The sequence below is a fragment of the Microbacterium sp. M1A1_1b genome (assembly GCF_053345565.1).
Genome location: NZ_JBKFAJ010000002.1, coordinates 113200 through 129339, shown reverse-complemented (window position 1 = coordinate 129339; position 16140 = coordinate 113200). Strand labels below are relative to the sequence as shown.

Annotated in this window: 13 protein-coding genes; 2 read left to right on the top strand and 11 right to left on the bottom strand. The window is 72.3% G+C overall.

The window, feature by feature from the left end:
* Positions 1-14: 14 nt before the first annotated feature.
* The 8 genes from ACLBWP_RS05220 to ACLBWP_RS05185 all read right to left on the bottom strand — a co-directional run bounded on the left by ACLBWP_RS05220 (position 15) and on the right by ACLBWP_RS05185 (position 10322).
* A complete protein-coding gene (locus ACLBWP_RS05220) occupies positions 15-1787 on the bottom strand; it encodes a chloride channel protein (protein ID WP_447654357.1) in 1773 nt (590 codons plus the stop codon).
* A gap of 65 nt (positions 1788-1852) precedes the next feature.
* Entirely contained in the window at positions 1853-2317 is a 465-nt protein-coding gene (locus ACLBWP_RS05215) for a MarR family winged helix-turn-helix transcriptional regulator (protein ID WP_243562695.1), read from the bottom strand.
* 93 nt (positions 2318-2410) lie between these two features.
* Positions 2411-3868 (bottom strand): sugar porter family MFS transporter, encoded by a 1458-nt coding sequence (locus tag ACLBWP_RS05210; RefSeq protein ID WP_243562696.1) that lies wholly within the window; start codon positions 3866-3868, stop codon positions 2411-2413.
* Positions 3869-4012: 144 nt separating this feature from the next.
* The gene (locus tag ACLBWP_RS05205; RefSeq protein ID WP_243562697.1) at positions 4013-4483 is read right to left on the bottom strand and encodes a hypothetical protein; all 471 of its coding nucleotides are present in this window, start codon (positions 4481-4483) and stop codon (positions 4013-4015) included.
* Positions 4484-4533: 50 nt separating this feature from the next.
* Entirely contained in the window at positions 4534-5418 is an 885-nt protein-coding gene (locus ACLBWP_RS05200) for an NmrA family NAD(P)-binding protein (protein WP_447654356.1), read from the bottom strand.
* A gap of 148 nt (positions 5419-5566) precedes the next feature.
* The gene (locus ACLBWP_RS05195; protein ID WP_447654355.1) at positions 5567-6547 is read right to left on the bottom strand and encodes an NAD-dependent epimerase/dehydratase family protein; all 981 of its coding nucleotides are present in this window, start codon (positions 6545-6547) and stop codon (positions 5567-5569) included.
* Complete coding sequence (locus tag ACLBWP_RS05190; RefSeq protein WP_447654835.1) at positions 6544-9240, bottom strand: alpha/beta fold hydrolase; 2697 nt, start codon at positions 9238-9240, stop codon at positions 6544-6546. Before ACLBWP_RS05190 ends, ACLBWP_RS05195 begins: the two co-directional genes overlap by 4 nt.
* Positions 9241-9248: 8 nt before the next feature.
* The gene (locus tag ACLBWP_RS05185; protein WP_243562802.1) at positions 9249-10322 is read right to left on the bottom strand and encodes a 3-oxoacyl-ACP synthase III; all 1074 of its coding nucleotides are present in this window, start codon (positions 10320-10322) and stop codon (positions 9249-9251) included.
* Between the two features lie 178 nt (positions 10323-10500).
* Here ACLBWP_RS05185 and ACLBWP_RS05180 point away from each other — a divergent pair, with 178 nt between their 5' ends.
* Positions 10501-11412 (top strand): LysM domain-containing protein, encoded by a 912-nt coding sequence (locus tag ACLBWP_RS05180; protein ID WP_447654354.1) that lies wholly within the window; start codon positions 10501-10503, stop codon positions 11410-11412.
* A 51-nt stretch (positions 11413-11463) separates the two neighbouring features.
* Here ACLBWP_RS05180 and pgi read toward each other — a convergent pair whose 3' ends face one another.
* The 3 genes from pgi to rimK all read right to left on the bottom strand — a co-directional run bounded on the left by pgi (position 11464) and on the right by rimK (position 15535).
* Positions 11464-13182 carry a glucose-6-phosphate isomerase gene (pgi, locus tag ACLBWP_RS05175; RefSeq protein WP_447654353.1) on the bottom strand — a complete coding sequence of 573 codons (1719 nt, stop codon included), beginning with the start codon at positions 13180-13182 and terminating at the stop codon, positions 11464-11466.
* Positions 13183-13325: 143 nt separating this feature from the next.
* Entirely contained in the window at positions 13326-14318 is a 993-nt protein-coding gene (locus ACLBWP_RS05170) for a nitronate monooxygenase (RefSeq protein ID WP_243562707.1), read from the bottom strand.
* Positions 14319-14344: 26 nt separating this feature from the next.
* Positions 14345-15535: a 30S ribosomal protein S6--L-glutamate ligase gene (gene rimK / locus ACLBWP_RS05165; protein ID WP_243562709.1), complete on the bottom strand. Its 1191-nt coding sequence runs from the start codon at positions 15533-15535 to the stop codon at positions 14345-14347.
* A 95-nt stretch (positions 15536-15630) separates the two neighbouring features.
* Between rimK and ACLBWP_RS05160 the strand changes: the two genes are divergently transcribed.
* Positions 15631-16113, top strand: a complete 483-nt coding sequence (locus ACLBWP_RS05160; RefSeq protein WP_243562710.1) for an ATP-dependent zinc protease family protein — start codon at positions 15631-15633, stop codon at positions 16111-16113.
* Positions 16114-16140: the final 27 nt, after the last annotated feature.

Genomic DNA, 16140 nt, shown 5'->3' with positions numbered 1-16140 from the left:
GGCCTCCTGTCCGTCTAGGTCGTGACCGGCACCAGGGCGCGCAGCGCGTCGGCCGGTCCGAGCCAGCCGACCGGCCTGCCGGTCGCGTCGAGCACGGGCAGGCCGCCGGTCTCGGTGGCCCCCACCACCTCGGTGACGACGTCCTGCACCACCGTGGTCGCCGGGACCGCCCACACGTCGGCCACCACCTCGGTGGCCGGGCGCCGGGCGAAGTCCTGGTCGCCGAGGACCGCGTCGCCGATCGACCGCGCCGACACGACGCCCGCGAACCCGCCGTCGGCATCCACCAGCACGACCGGGTCGCCGTCGTGGTCCTCGAGCACCTCGAGCGCCTGCGCCGCCGTCGCCGTGGACGGCAGCACCGGGCCGAGCGGCCGTGCCGCTGCACCTGCTGTGGCTCCGGTCCGCGACGGCGCAGGCGCGGCAGAATCCGTCAGGTCGACCCCGCGCCGGCTGAGCTTGAGCGTGTAGATGGTGTCCCGCGACAGGACCTTCGACACGGCCGTCGCGATGACGACCGCGACGACGATCGGCAGCAGCAGCGCGGTGGCACCGGTCAGCTCGAACAGCATGATCCCCGCGGTGATCGGCGCCCGGGTCGACCCGGCGAAGACCGCCGCCATGCCGACCACGGCGAAGGCACCGACCTGGCCGCGCATCGCCGGGTCGATCGCCGCGGCGACCTCACCGAAGCCCGCCCCGGTCATGGCACCGACGAACAGCGACGGCGCGAACACCCCGCCGGAGCCGCCGATGCCGAGCGTCAGCGACGTCGCGAGCACCTTCCCCACGACCAGCACCGCCAGGAACCCGATCGCGTACTGCCCCGCGACGCCCCGTTCGAGCACGGGGTAGCCGACGCCGTACAGCTGCGGCAGGACGAGCAGCAGCGCGCCGAGCACCACGCCGCCGACGACGGGACGCAGCCACTCCGGACCGCGTGTCGCCGTCCACAACAGGTCGCACGCGTCCTCGACCAGGTACAGCACCCGGGTGAAGCCGATGCCGATCATGCCGGCCACCAGCCCGAGCAGCGCGAACAGCAGGTACTCCGGCGGCGTGACGCCTCCGATGGACGGCAGGTGCAGGAACGCCGTGTCGCCGAACGCCGCACGCCCGATGAGCGCCGCCGTCACGCTCGCGATCGCCACTGCGCCGAAGGACGTGGGCGTGAAGTCGCGGAGCAGGAGTTCGAGCGCGAAGAACACCCCGGCGACGGGTGCGTTGAACGTCGCGGAGATGCCGCCGGCCGCACCGCACGCCACCAGCGTGCGCAGCCGGACCTCGGGCATCCGCATCCACCGGCCGATCGTCGATCCGAGCGCGGAACCGATCTGGATGATGGGGCCCTCGCGCCCGACCGATCCCCCGGCGCCGATGCAGATCGCACTCGCCAGGGCCTTCACCACGGCGACGCTCCCCCGGATGCGGCCGCCGTTCCGCGCGATCGCGAACATCACCTCGGGGACGCCGTGGCCCCGCGCCTCACGGGCGAAGCGCTGGATGAGTGGCCCGTACAGCAGCCCACCGACCGCGGGTGCGAGCACGACGAACCCGGCACCGAGCCACGGCACCCACGGGTTCGCGGGGTGTCCGGTCACGGCGGAGTAGTCGGCGTGTCCGCTGAACAGCCAGGTCGCGTGCTCGATCAGCCAGCGGAACGCGACGGCGGCGAGCCCCGCCCCGGTGCCGATCACCAGGGCGGGCAGGGCGAGTCGCACGGCGGCACCGCCGAACCGGGTGCTCGCGATGTGCAGGTGCCGATGGGTTGCGGTGCGCGCGGACACGGTCCTCCAGAGTCGGTTGCATGAACACAATGATTGTACTCATGCAACCGATGCTGTCGGTGTCGTCAGCCCCCGAACGCCGAGATCTCCTCGGGCAGCGGCTCGTTCATGGCGCGCCGCAGGGCAGCCATGCCCACGACCACGGCGGCACGCTCGTCGGTGGGGACGCGTGCCAGCACGGTCGCGAGTTCCCGACGCCGCCGGACGGTGACCTCGTCGACCAGCGCCCGACCCCGCTCGGTGGCCGCTATGAGGACCTCGCGACGGCTCTCCTCGCCGGGACGCCGCTCCACCCAGCCACCGGACACCAGCCGGTCGACGTTGCGGGTGAGCGTCGAAGGCCCGACGGCCAGGCGTTCGGCCAGGTCGCCGGACCGCGTCGGGCCGAGGGTCGACACCAGGACGATGAGGCGGAACTGCGGCACGGTGACGTCCTCGAGCGCGGGTGCCAACGACCGCGCCACGACGCCGAGCAGGCCGCGTGACGCGGCGAGCAGCTCGTCGGTGCCGTCGGGTGCAGAGTCTTCCATGACTCCATCCTGTCGGACGCGCCCCCGCCGGGTGCCAGGGGCAACGGACAAGGGCGCGTCAGGGGGTCGGGATCCGGCCGGCGGCCACCGGCGTCAGGCGCGGCGCCCGTGCTTGTCGACCGTGAAGATGTTGCCCGTGGTGACGCCTTCCTCGACCTGTTCGAGCGTGCGGCCGCGGCTCTCGGGCACGAACTTCCAGATGAAGAACAGGGCCAGCAGTCCGACGATGCCGAACCCGAAGAACGTGCCGGTGATGCCCGTCGCGGCGACGATCGTGGGGAAGTACAGCCCCAGGAAGGCGTTCGCGATCCACAGGCAGAACACCGCGATGCCCATGCCGAGCGCACGGATCTGCGTCGGGAAGATCTCGGACAGCACGACCCAGACCGCGATGTTCAGGAACGTCTGCATCGACCCGACGAACGCGACGACCAGGAACAGGATCACCCACGGACGTGCCGCGTTGCCCTCGGGCAGCGCGACCGAGGCGATGCCGATCAGGAAGTGGCAGATCGTCGTCAGGGTGAACCCGATGATGAGCGTCGTGCGGCGGTTGATCCGCTCCATGTTGGCGATGGCGATCACGCCACCGATGACCGCGATGACACCGGGCGCGATGTTGGCGATGAGCGCCGCCGAGGCCTGGAACCCGGACTCGATCAGCACGGTCTGGCCGTAGTACATGATCGAGTTGATGCCGGTCAGCTGCTGTGCGACCCCCAGTCCCGCGCCGATGAGCACGATCCGGATGAGCCACTTGTTGCCCAGCAGGACCCGCCAGCCGCGCTCGCGCTGCACCGTGGCCTCGAACGCGGTGGTGCGCTTGATGTCGTCGAGCTCGGCGACGGCACGCTCGTCCGTCCGGATCTGCCGGAGGATCGCGAGCGCCTCGTCGTTGCGGCCCTTCGACGCCAGCCAGCGCGGCGACTCCGGCACCCGGAGCATGCCGACGAACAGGGCGACGGCGGGCAGGGCACACACGGCGAGCATGATGCGCCAGACGCCGTTGCCCTCGCCCCACAGGTTGCCGATGACGGCGTTGACCAGGAACGCGGCGAGCTGACCGATGACGATCATCAGTTCGTTGCGGCCGGACAGCGACCCGCGGATCTCGTAGGGCGCCAGTTCGGCCAGGAACACGGGCACCACCGTCGATGCACCGCCCACCGCCAGCCCGAGCAGCACGCGGCCGACGACGATCACGGCGAACGTCGGCGAGAAGACGCAGATGAGCGTGCCCACGAAGAACGTCACGGCGAGCGCGATGATCGTCCTGCGGCGACCCCACCCGTCGGCGATGCGGCCACCGAGCATGGCGCCGATCGCCGCACCGAACAGCAGCGAGCTGGTGACGACCCCCTCGGTCAGGTTGGTCAGGCCGAGCTCCTGCTTCATCGGCAGGAGTGCGCCGTTGATCACCCCGGTGTCGTACCCGAAGAGCAGACCGCCGAAGGTGGCCACCAGCGCGAGGACGCCCAGGCGGCGGCGGTGGGCTCCCGTGCCGAGCGGCGGCAGTGCGGCACTCGTCGTTGCCGGCTTGATGTCGACCATGTGCGGTGACTCCTTCGTCCGTGATCACGCGTCGGTGCGTGCTGCCGATGGTAGTCGGAAACTTTGTCCTGTCAATCGGTCATGGTCATCGCAGGCGTGATGGAGCGATCCACGAAAGCCCTGATCACCCAGGGGCCGATCCGGTCAGTCCCCGTCGGCCTGCTCGCCGAGCACATCGCCCAGCCGCGTCATGTCGGCGCCGTGGTCGGTGTACCGCCGGACGGTGCGCCGCGCTGCCGTGCTGGCGGCGCCGCTCAGGTTCGCGTTCCGCCGCGCGGCGTCGGCGACCCGTCCCGCGTGACTCGCGGTGGAGAGCACGACGTTCGCCAGCGCTCGTCCGGCACCCGGATCGGGGACCCCTGCGACGGACCACGCGGCACGGACCTGCTCGTCCGGGCTGACGCCGCGGCGGGTGCCCATCCGGTGCCAGTCGGAGGCCATGGCGCCCTCGGTCCGGTCGGCGGCGCGTGCGGACTCGTCGACACGGCTGTGGTCCTGGGGCGCCGATGCGGCTGCGTCGGCGCGGTCGCGGGCGGCGGAGTCGTCACCGCCGGCAGCGGCGATGCGGGCGGCGTGGGCGGCGGCCGCCGCGGCGAGGATCTCGGACCTGTCCATGGGTCGACCGTACCGCTCGCGTCCGACGCCACCGCGCGCCTCCTGGCGGCTCAGCTGGCCAGGTGGGCGGTCAGGACGTCCTCGACGCTCGTCCACGCGTGCGGCCCGTAGCGGTCGTTCTGCACGTGGTGCAGCTCGGCCTCGCCGCTGAACATGCTGACGAAGTACTGCATCCCCTGCCACGCGGGGAAGGGCTCGTCCGTGGGCTTCGACAGGCGCCGGCCCACCCGCGCCATGGCGGAGAGGGTGCCCGCGGTACCGGCCCACTGCAGGCGGAAGGGCGTCCCCGTCAGTCGGGACATCGTCTCGGCGATGGTGCGCGACGTGACCCGGTCGCCGGCGACCTCGACGACCCTGGGGGCATCCGGGTCGAGGGCGACCTGCGCGCTGACCCACGCCACGTCGTCCTTCGTCGTGAAGTCGAGCACCTGGTCCGCCGACGACCAGAACAGCACGCGCTGGCGGTCGAACAGGATCAGCGGCGCCTGCCCGGTCAGCATGTCCGCGAACGCCCCGTTGAGCACCGACGTCGCCCGGAGCGGCGCAGCGTCGACGTCGGCGGCGAACTCGCGGCGCAGTTCGAAGTTGCGGTTCGAGCCCGGCGTGATCGAGCGGTAGTCGGCGGCGTAGTCGGACGGGACGAACCGGGGCACCCCCGCGTCGACCCCGGCGGCCAGCAGTGCCCGTTGCGCATCGACGATCACCGGGCGGGTCCCACTGACCGCGGAGACGACGACGTCGGCCCCCTGGACCGCTCGCCGCAGCGCCGCCGGGTCGTCGTAGGCGGCGGTGACGGACTCGACCCGGTCGTCGACCGAGGGGCTGCTCCCCCGGCTCAGCGCGCGGACGTGGACGTCGTCGTGGTCGAGCAGGGCGTGGACGATGCGGCTCCCGAGGTCTCCGGTGGCGCCGGCGACGAGGACGGTGGTGGTCATGTCCTCGACACTACGGACGCCCGGCCCGCCGAGGTTCAGCGCGCGTTCGTGCCCACATCACGCGCGATGGGAAGTGGGACCGCGCGTGGTGGGTCGGAAGGGACGACCTCCAACGCGCGAATCGACCTGCTGCGCGCGGACCGACCACCTACCCGCGCGCAGCACCCAGGCGGCGCAGACCCTCGTCGATCGACACCGACGGCGCCCACCCCAGGTCCTGCCGGGTCCGGCGCTGGTCGAACCAGTGCGACGTGGACAGCTGCTCGGCCAGGAACCGTGTCATCGGCGGCTCGTCCGCTCCGGGTCGCACCCGCCAGACGGCCTCGACGAGCGACCCGGCAGCGCGCGCGACCCCGGCCGGCACGTGCCACCGCGGCGACGGCACGCCCGATGCCCGGCAGATGCCGTCGAGCAGGTCGGCGACGGGCCGCGGCTCGCCGTTCGTGACGACGTAGGCGTTGCCGTGCACGCCGTCCGAGGCGGCCCGTGCCAGCGCGGCGACCATGGCCGAGGCGGCGTTGTCGACGTAGCAGGAGTCGATCAGCGCGGCGCCGGAGTCGAGCAGCGGCAGGCGACCACGACGGGCCCGGTCGACGATCCGACCGACCAGCTGCGTGTCGCCAGGCCCCCACACCAGGTGCGGCCGGACGGCGACGACGGCGAACCCCGGGGCATCGGCGGCCAGTGCGAGCAGCTCGGCCTCGGCCTTGGTACGGGCGTAGTCCCCGCGGGCGTGTGCCGGATCGGCCGGTGTGGCCGCGGCACCCGCGATCGAGGAGCCGGTGTGGGCGACCGACGGCGAGGACACGAACACGACGCGCTCGACCCCGGCGGCACGGGCGGCGGCGAGCAGGGTGCGCGTGCCGTCGACGTTCACCCGGACGAAGTCCGCGGGATCGCCCGCGAGCGAGACCTTCGCGGCGAGGTGCACGACCGCCTGCACCCCCTCGACGGCCCGGGCGACCGCGGCGGCGTCCGTCATCGTGCCGAGCACGTCGGTCACGCCCGCGACGCCGGACGGTCGCCGCTGGAACGTCCGGACGTCGTGCCCGGCGTCCCGCACGGCCGCGGCGACGGCCCGTCCGAGGAACCCACTGGCACCTGTGACCAGCACGCGCTGTCCGATCACGGGCGGGTCATCCGGCCGCCACCCAGCACGCTCGACGCCCAGCGGGACAGGCGTGCACGGTCGACCTTGGAGTTGTGGCGGATGTCGGTCGGCAGCACCGGGACGACCAGCACGGCGGCGACGGGCACTCCGGCAGCCGCACGGACGGCGGCAGCGAGTGCAGCGGGAGCGAGCGCCGGACGGCGGACGGGTGGCACGGCCTCGACGACCGCGACGACCTGCTGCGTGCCGGCGGGACCGATCCCGGCGACACCGACGCGGCCGACCCCGGCGACCTGCTCGATGCGTTGCTCGGGCCCGACCGGCGTGACGACGCCCGCGGGTGTGGTGACGACGTGCTGCAGGCGGCCCTCGACCCAGAGCTGGCCCGAGGCGTCCAGGTGCCCGACGTCGCCCGTGCGGTGCGCGCGGGGGTCGTCGAGACCCCGACGCGACGCCCGGTTCGTACGCCACAGCCGGTCGTAGCGGTCGCGCACGTGCGGTGCGGCGACGACGATCTCGCCCGTGACTTCTGGCTCGGTGGTCAGCTCGTCCGACGGCACTCCCGACGCGGACAACGGCGCGATGCGGACGTCGACGCCGCGTGCCGACCGTCCCACGCAGACCCCGCCGACGCGCGACACCGCGGACGCAGCGGCCTGCACGGCGTCCAGGTCCACGTCGGTCATCAGCAGGCCCTCGGTCATGCCGTACGGCGTGTGGGCGGAGGCGTTCGGCATGAGCTCGGTCGCGGCGGCCAGCAGCGTCGCGGACACCGGCGCCCCCGCGGACAGGAACAGGCGGACCCGCGACAGCGCGGCACGGTCGGCGTCGGTCAGCGCGTCAGCTGTCGCCACGACGTTCGCCAGTGCCGCCGGCGACAGGAACACCACGGTGGCATCGGCTGCCGCGACCGACGCGGCGACCGCGCGGGCCGTCAGCGTACGCGGTGCGGTGACGTCCATGTCCGGTGCGACCGAGCGAGCGCCGAGCGCGGGACCGAGCAGCGCGAACGGAGCGAACCCGGCGACGAGTCCGGTGCCGACGCCGACGTCGTACTGGCCGGCCAGGACGTCACGGACGGCACCGAGCTGGCCGTGCGTGTAGACGACCCCCTTGGCCGGTCCGGTCGATCCGCTCGTGAACAGGACGGCGGCCGGGGTGCTCGACGCCGGCGCATCGGGCAGCGCGGTTCCGGCCGCCAGGCGACGCGCACCACGACGGGCGACGGACGCGAGCGTGTGCTCGACCCGCAGGGCGGCACGCACGGGTGCGGGCAGCGCGAGGGTCGCGATGCGTCGCCCCGGCCAGCCGAGCGCACGGGCTGCGGCCAGGCCGGGCAGCGCTCCGATGACCCAGTCCGGCCGAGCGCCCTTGACGGCGCGCGTGAGTCCGCGCAGGCCGAGCCCGGCGTCCGCCACGACGACGGTCGCGCCGATCCGGATGCTGGCGTACAGCGCAGCGGTCAGGTCGGCGCCGGGCGTCACGAGCAGCGACACCCGGTCGCCCGGTCGCACGCCGACGTCCAGGAGCCCGGCAGCGACCTCGTCGATCCGTCGGGCCAGCAGGCGCCAGCTGATCGTGCGGGTGCCGCCCGGGGCGGCCATCTCGACCAGCGCCGGCTCGTCCGAGTCGCGCAGGTCCTCGAGCGCGGCCCAGAGCGGGCGGCTCGCGTCGGTGGATGCCGACACTGCGGCCGGGAGGCCCGGCTTGGCTCCGGCGGGCACGTGGCCGTCCGGCAGGCGGTCACCCAGCCAGTCGAGCACCGTGCCGGCGACGTCGGCGTCCTCGGGCAGCAGGTGGCCGGCGCCCTCGAAGCGGTGGACGTCGGCGTGCGGCAGCCGCGCGGCCAGGTCGTCCAGGTAGCGCTCGAGGAACACCGGGTCACGCGGGCCCCACAGCAGCAGTGCGGGGACGTCGAGCCGGGCGACCCCGCTGGAGATCCGGGCGAGCTCGGGAGCGCTGGCATGGGCGCTGTCGACGGGGATGTCCGCGACGAAGCCGCCGACCCCACCACGACGCGCTGCCCCGTGGTACGGCGCACGGAAGCCGTCCGCCACGGCACGGTCGAGCTTCGGGTGAGCGATCGCCAGGGTGGTCTCGAGGAACGCGGGCGTGAGGACGGTCCCGCGACCGAGCACCTGCGGGCGGAGCGCCAGACGCAGCGGCGCCGGGATCGGTGCGTCGGACGGCTGGTGCACGGCGGTGTTGCACGTCGTGACGCCCACCACGAGGTCCGGGTGGTCGACCGCCCAGCCGAGCGACACGACACCGCCCCAGTCGTGCCCGAGGGTGACGACGGGTCCGGTGAGCCCGAGTTCGTCGGTCAGGGCGCCCAGGTCGGCGACGCGCTGGGGCAGCCCCCGGGCGACCCCGGTGCGCTCCGAGAAGCCCATGTCGAGCTGGTCGACGGCGATCACGCGCCAGGCGGGCCCACCGGCCGCTGCCACCGCGAGCGAGGTGCGGAGCACCGACCGCCACAGGTACGACCAGGTCGGGTTGCCGTGCACGCACAGCAGCGTGCCGACCGGTTCCACGCCGATCGCGGCCAGGGAGCCGGCCGTGTCGAGGAGGTGCCAGGTGCGCGCGGCGTGATCCGTGCCTCCTTGCCGTTCGCCTGCCGGCACCGTGACCAGGCGCGACCATGCCGGGTCGAGTCCGGGCAGCGAGGACGGCAGCGTGGCCGGAGCGGTGCTCGCGGCCACGCGGGGCAGCCCAGAGGTCACCAGCGGAGTTCCATCATCGCCGTGTTGATGCCGGAGCCGACGCCGCCCAGGAACACGCGGTCGCCGGGACGGATGCGGCCGGCGGCGGCCTCGTCGGCCAGGGTGATCGGGATCGACGCGGGGCCGACGTTGCCGAAGCGCTCGTACGTCGTGGGGACCTTGTCGCGCGGCACACCGATGGCCTCGACGAAGGCGTTCGTGTGCACGTCGGAGACCTGGTGCAGGACGTAGCGGTCCATGTCGGCCCAGTCGAAGTGCGAGCGCGCTTCGTTCCAGGCGGCGACCACCAGTTCCATGCCGCCCTTCAGCAGCATCTTGGCGTCGGTGAACATGCCGTCCACGCTGCCGACGCACAGGTCGTACCACTGGGTCGCCGCGCGGGTGACGCCGCCGACGATCCGGTGTCCGCCCGGGTGCATGTCCGCCGGGCCGAGCACGGCTGCGGCAGCACCGGAGCCGAGCGTCAGGCTGGCGAACTCGCTCATGAAGTCCTTGCGGTTGCGGCCGCCCTGGTTCAGCCGCTCGATGGTGTTGAGCTGCACCTGGTCGGCGTCCTCGCCGTCGACGACGAGCGCGTACTTGATCTGCCCGGAGTCGATCATGCCCGCGGCCACGCTCATCGCGTTGACGAAGCCCAGGCAGGCGTTCGCGATGTCGAAGTTGATCGCGGACGACGGCAGGCCCAGGCCGTGGTGCAGGCGCACGGCCACCGAGGGCTCGAGGTGCGGACGCGTGACGGACGTGTTGATGAGCAGGCCGACGTCCTCGGGGCGGATGCCGGCTTCGGCCATCGCGCGGCGCCCGGCATCGATGGCGGCGTCCTGGAAGGACTGCCCCTCGCCCCAGTTGCGACGCTCCTTCACCCCGGCCACGCGTTCGAGCAGACCCATCGGCAGGCGCAGGCGACGGAGCACACCGCGGAGCTTCTCCTCGATGTCCGCAGAGGTCGTCACACGCTCAGCCACGGTGGTCGCGACCGAGAGCAGGGCGACGTTGTCGTGCTTGGCCGTCGCGTTGCCCGGGCGCTCGGTTTCGCTGCTCGTCGCCTGGTCGACCGGCCGTTCCGTCATGATCGTCACCGATACATACTTCCGCATCCGGGCTGGATGCGCGATCCGGATGCGCTGTGCGACGCTCCACGACGGCGCTCGAGCGGGCGTCCCGCATCCGCGTGGGCCGTTGGACACAGTCCGATCACGCCGCTCCAGCCGCGAGGATCCGTCCGTTACGCTGCCGATCCGAGGGGGCATGACCGTGCACAGAGGACTCGCGATCGGACTGGTCGTCGTGGCAGCAGTGGGGCTGTCGGGGTGTTCGTTGCTCCGCGGCGACTCGGGTGGGCTGCCCGCGCCGTCGCGCTCGGCCTCGGCCACGCCGACAGCGTCCCCGTCGGCCCCGGCGACGTCGGATGCCGACAGCGAGGCCGAACGGCTGCGCGAGTCCGCCTCGCCGCGGCCGCCCACCGCCGTGCCCACGCAGGCGTCGATGCCCGCGCCGACGATCTCGACGATCCCGGACGGCACCGTGCTGGCCGAGGCGGACGTCACCTCGCCGAAGGGCAGCGTGCACTTCCACTACCGCGTCGTCGCTGGCGGGGACTCGTACGCGATCGAGTACTCCGGGTTCACCTCGACCCTGCCGGTCCCCGTCGGCGTGATGCTCATCGACAAGGCGCCCTCGGTCGGGGACGGCATCACCGCGCACGGCGTCGGCGACCACCGGCTCGGCGGCCCGACCACGACGCCCGCGCCCACCGCGTCGACACCGCTGACCGGCTCGTCGTACGACCCGTCGTGGCTCGGCACGATCGTGACGTACTCCGACGCATCGAGCGACCCGTCGATCCCGGTCGAGATCGGCCCGGGCAAGGTGCTGTCGGTCGACAGCGTGCGGTGGTCGGTGCCCGCCCGGACGACGAACGTGCACCCGGTCGACGGTGGCGCCCGGTCCGGGGCGAACGGGACGGTGTCCGCGACGACCGCCTCGGGTGCACCGGCGTCCTACGTGATCGCGCCCGACGACCTGATCGCGAACGTCGCCGACCGCTTCGGGATCTCCGTCGAAGCACTGATCTGGCTCGACCCGGACCTGCGGGTGTACGGCGACCAGCAGTGGCTCTACGAGGGAACGACACTCAACCTGGACCCCGTCAAGCGCTGACGCGCAGCAACGACCGGCGCTGACGATCGTCAGCGCCGGTCGGTGCAGGTGCTACTTCCGCAGCTCGAGGTACTTCGCGATGAGCGCCTTGGTGGACGAGTCCTGCGTCTCGAGCACCGACTGGTCACCGTCGACCGCGGGAGCGATCTGCAGTGCGAGCTGCTTGCCGAGCTCGACGCCCCACTGGTCGAACGAGTCGATGCCCCAGATGGTGCCCTCGGTGAACACGATGTGCTCGTACAGCGCGATGAGCTGCCCCACGACGCTCGGCGTGAGCTCGGGCGCCAGGATCGACGTCGACGGCTTGTTGCCCGTGAAGGTGCGGGCCGCGACGATCGCGTCGTCCGTGGTGCCCTCGGCGCGGACCTCGTCGGCGGTCTTGCCGAACGCCAGCGCCTTGGTCTGCGCGAAGAAGTTCGCCAGGAACAGGTTGTGGACGTCCTGCCCGGGCTCGACCGCCTTGCCGTCGCCGGTCTCGTCCTTGAGCGGACGGGCCGGGTTGGCGACCGTGATGAAGTCGGCGGGGATCAGGCGCGTGCCCTGGTGGATGAGCTGGTAGAACGCGTGCTGGCCGTTCGTGCCGGGCTCGCCCCAGAAGACCTCGCCGGTGTCCGTCGTGACGGGTGAGCCGTCCCAGCGGACGCGCTTGCCGTTCGACTCCATGGTGAGCTGCTGCAGGTACGCGGCGAAGCGGTGCAGGTACTGCGTGTACGGCAGGACCGCGTGGCTCTGGGCCCCCAGGAAGTTCGAGTACCAGACGTTGAGCAGGCCCATCAGCACGGGGACGTTCTGCGCGAGCGGGGTGGTGCGCATGTGCTCGTCGATGGTGTGGAACCCGGCCAGGAACTGCTTCCAGTTGTCCGGGCCGATCGCGATGACCACGCTCGTGCCGATCGCGGAGTCGACCGAGTAGCGGCCGCCCACCCAGTCCCAGAACCCGAAGGCGTTCTCGGGGTCGATGCCGAACGCGGCGACCTTGTCGAGCGCGGTCGAGACGGCGACGAAGTGCTTGGCGACGGCGTCGTTCTTGGCGTCGTCCGCGGCGTCGGTGAGCGACAGCCCCTCCCACAGCCACTGGCGCGCGAGCCGGGCGTTCGTCAGGGTCTCGAGCGTGCCGAAGGTCTTCGACGCGACGATGAACAGCGTGGTCTCGGGGTCGAGGTCGACGGTCTTCTCGTAGATGTCCGACGGGTCGATGTTCGACACGAACCGGGCCTCGATGCCGGCCTGCACGTACGGCTTCAGTGCTTCGTACACCATGACCGGGCCGAGGTCCGAGCCACCGATGCCGATGTTGACGACGGTCTCGATGCGCTTGCCGGTGACGCCGGTCCACGCGCCCGAGCGGACCTTGTCCGCGAAGGCGTAGACCTTGTCGAGCGTGGCGTGCACGTCCGCGTCGACGTCCTGCCCGTCCACGACGAAGCCCCTGGCCGGTACGAGGTCGCCCTCGGCCGGACGACGCAGCGCGGTGTGCAGCACGGCGCGGTCCTCGGTGGCGTTGATGTGCTCGCCCGAGATCATCGCCTGGTAGCGCTCGGCGACACCGGCGTCCTGGGCGAGCTGCAGCAGCGCGTCGAGGATCTCCTTCGTGACCAGGCCCTTCGACAGGTCGACGGTCAGGTCACCGGCCTGGAAGGTGTACTGCTCGGCGCGGCCCGGGTCGCTGTCGAACCATCCGCGCAGGTCTGGGGAGAAGCCGTCGGCGATGCCGGCGAGGGTCTTCCACGCTTCGGTCGATGTGGGGTCGACGGGTGCGGTTTCGGTCACTTCGGTCCTCCTGAACGCTGAGTGCGACTGGTCCGCGGACCTCCGCAACGCTGCGACGCGGGCCGCATCCGAGCGTAGTGCTGTTCCGGTCAGCGCGTTGCCGGGCAGCAGCCTGGAGGCGCGGTGCACGTGACCGGCACAGGTCACGTCAGCAGGGCCTCCAGGACGTCCGCCAGGGGTGCGTCTGCCGCAGCCCGCCACGAGCGGCCGGCCCACAGGTGGAGCGACTGCGCGTCGCCCGCCGCCGCGGCCGCGGTCCGGATCGGCCGGGTCAGGTGGTGCAGCGCCGGGTAGCCGAGCGGTGCGTCCTCGTGTTCGCGCACGAAGCGGTTCACGAGCGCGCGCGCCGGGCGCCCCGTGAAGGCGCGGGTCAGCGCGGTCCGGTCGAACACGGGATCGACCAGCGCATCCCGGTGGGTCTGTCCGGTGCCGGCCTCGTGCGTGCGGAGCACCAGCGTGCCCACCATGGCCGCGTCGGCACCCGCCATCCGGACGGCCTCGACGTCGGCGGCGCTGCCGATGCCCCCGGCGGCGATGACGGGCAGCTCGACCGCGTGCCGGATGGCCCGGACCAGGTCGGGCAGTGGCTCCCAGACAGGTGCGGACGCCGGATCGAGCACGGCGGAGTGCCCGCCGGCGGCCTCGCCCTGCACGACCAGCACGTCCACGCCGCGCTCGGCTGCCGCGAGCGCCTCGGCCCGGTTCGTGACCGACTGCATCGTGATCGTCTCGCGCTTCCGGAACTCCCACACCAGGTCGGCGTCGGGCAGCCCGAATGTGAACGACACGACCGGCACCGGGTCGTCCAGCAGCAGCGCGACCTTGTCGGTCCAGGCGTCGTCGTCCTCGCGCTGGTCGGGCAGCCCCTCGACGCCGAGCGACGCCCGGTACCGCTCGTAGTCGGCGGGGTCGATCGGCACCGGGTTCGGGGCGAACAGGTTCACGCCGAAGCGGTCCGTCCCCGTCCGTACCTCGGCGATCTGCGCGGCGAGGTCGTCCGGCGTGCGGTAGCCCGCCGCCAGCTGGGCGAAGTGGCCCGCGCGGGCGGCGGCCACGACGAGCGCGGGGGTGCTCGGTCCACCCGCCATCGGGGCGACGTGGACGGGACTGCGGAGCGGCTCGGGGAGGTCGGTCACCCCTCGATCCTGCACCGGCGCAGGTCTCACTGCTCCGGCAGGTGCTCCTTGGGTAGCTTCCTGAGCTTGGCGCGGCGCTTGCGACGCTCGGGGATCATCGAGCGCATCTCCTCGAGCTTGCCGAAGCACAGCAGGCGGTCCCCTGGTTCGAGCGCGACACCGCTGCGCGGGTTCGGGATGACGCTCGACCCACGGTGCAGCGTCAGCACGGTGATGTCCCGGTCCCAGAGCCCGGACTCCTTGATGGTCTTGCCCACCAGGTCGGCGTTCGTGTGCACCAGGAGCTCGGCGACGCCGTAGCCCGTCGACACCGACAGGCGCTGCCGGACGTCGATCTCGGGGAAGGCGACCTGGTTGGCGATGAAGTCGATGATCGCACCGGCGATGTCGAGGCCCGTCGCGCGCTCGATGCCCTCGAGGCCCGGTGACGAGTTGACCTCCATCACGAGCGGACCGTCGTTGCCCTCGAGCATGTCCACCCCGGCCACGCGCAGCCCCATGATCTGCGCCGACCGCACCGCTGCCTCTTCGTACTCGGGCGTGAGCGTCACGGCCTCGACGGTGCCGCCGCGGTGCACGTTCGACCGGAACTCGTCGCCCGAGGCGCTCCGGCGCATCGCGGCCACCACCCGGTCGCCGACGACGAGCGCGCGGATGTCCTTGCCGCGGCTCTCGGAGATGAAGCTCTGGATGAGCACGTTCTGCTTGGTGGAGTGCAGGGTCTCGACGATGGACTCGGCGACCTTGGCCTCGGGCGCCAGGATCACGCCGATGCCCTGCGTGCCCTCGAGCAGCTTGATGACGACCGGCGCTCCACCGACCCGCTCGATCGCCCCGCGGACGTCCGCCCGGCCCGCGACGAAGGTGGTGGCGGGCATGCCGATGTCGTGCCGCGACAGGATCTGGTTCGCGCGGAGCTTGTCGCGGGAGTTCGTGATGCCGTTGGCGGTGTTGGGCGTGTACACGTCCATCTGCTCGAACTGCCGCACCACCGCGGTGCCGTAGTACGTGATCGAGTTGCCGATGCGCGGCAGGATCGCGTCGTAGTCCGAGATGAGCTTGCCGCGGTACTGCAGGTCCGGCGCATCGCCCGTCAGGTCGATGGCGAAGCGCAGCGTGTTGAGGACCTTCACCTCGTGGCCACGGTCGAGCGCGGCGGCACGGAGCCGCTCGGTCGAGTACGCCTGCGGGGCACGCGACAGGATGGCGAGTTTCATCGGGGAGGCTCCGCTGATCGAGGGCTGGCGACGGCGACGCTCCATGCTGGCAGACGGATGGCGCACCACGCGCGCCGTCCTGCCAGGATGGGCACATGTCCGACGATCCGAAGCGCCCCGCGCGCACCCCGATCGTCGCCGGGTGGCGGGAGTGGGCCGGACTGCCCGACCTCGGCATCCCGTGGATCAAGGTCAAGCTCGACACCGGTGCGCGGACCTCGGCGCTGCACGCGTTCGACCTCGAGGAGCTGCCCGGCGACCGGGTGCGGTTCTCGGTGCACCCCTGGCAGGAGTCCGACGCCGACCCGACGACGGTCGAGTGCGGCGTGCACGACCGCCGGGTGGTCCGCAGCTCGTCGGGCCACACACAGGAACGCATCGTCGTGCTGACGGCCATCGAACTCGCCGGCCGGACCGTGCAGGCCGAGGTGACACTGAGCAACCGCGACCAGATGGGCTTCCGGATGCTCATCGGCCGCGAGGCGCTGCGCCAGGGGTTCGTCGTGGACCCGGCCCGGTCGTTCCAGGCCGGCCGCGCGCCGAAGGAGATCCGACGCCGCAACCGGGGTCGGATCTGACCGCTCGACGACACGCGGTGGTCACGG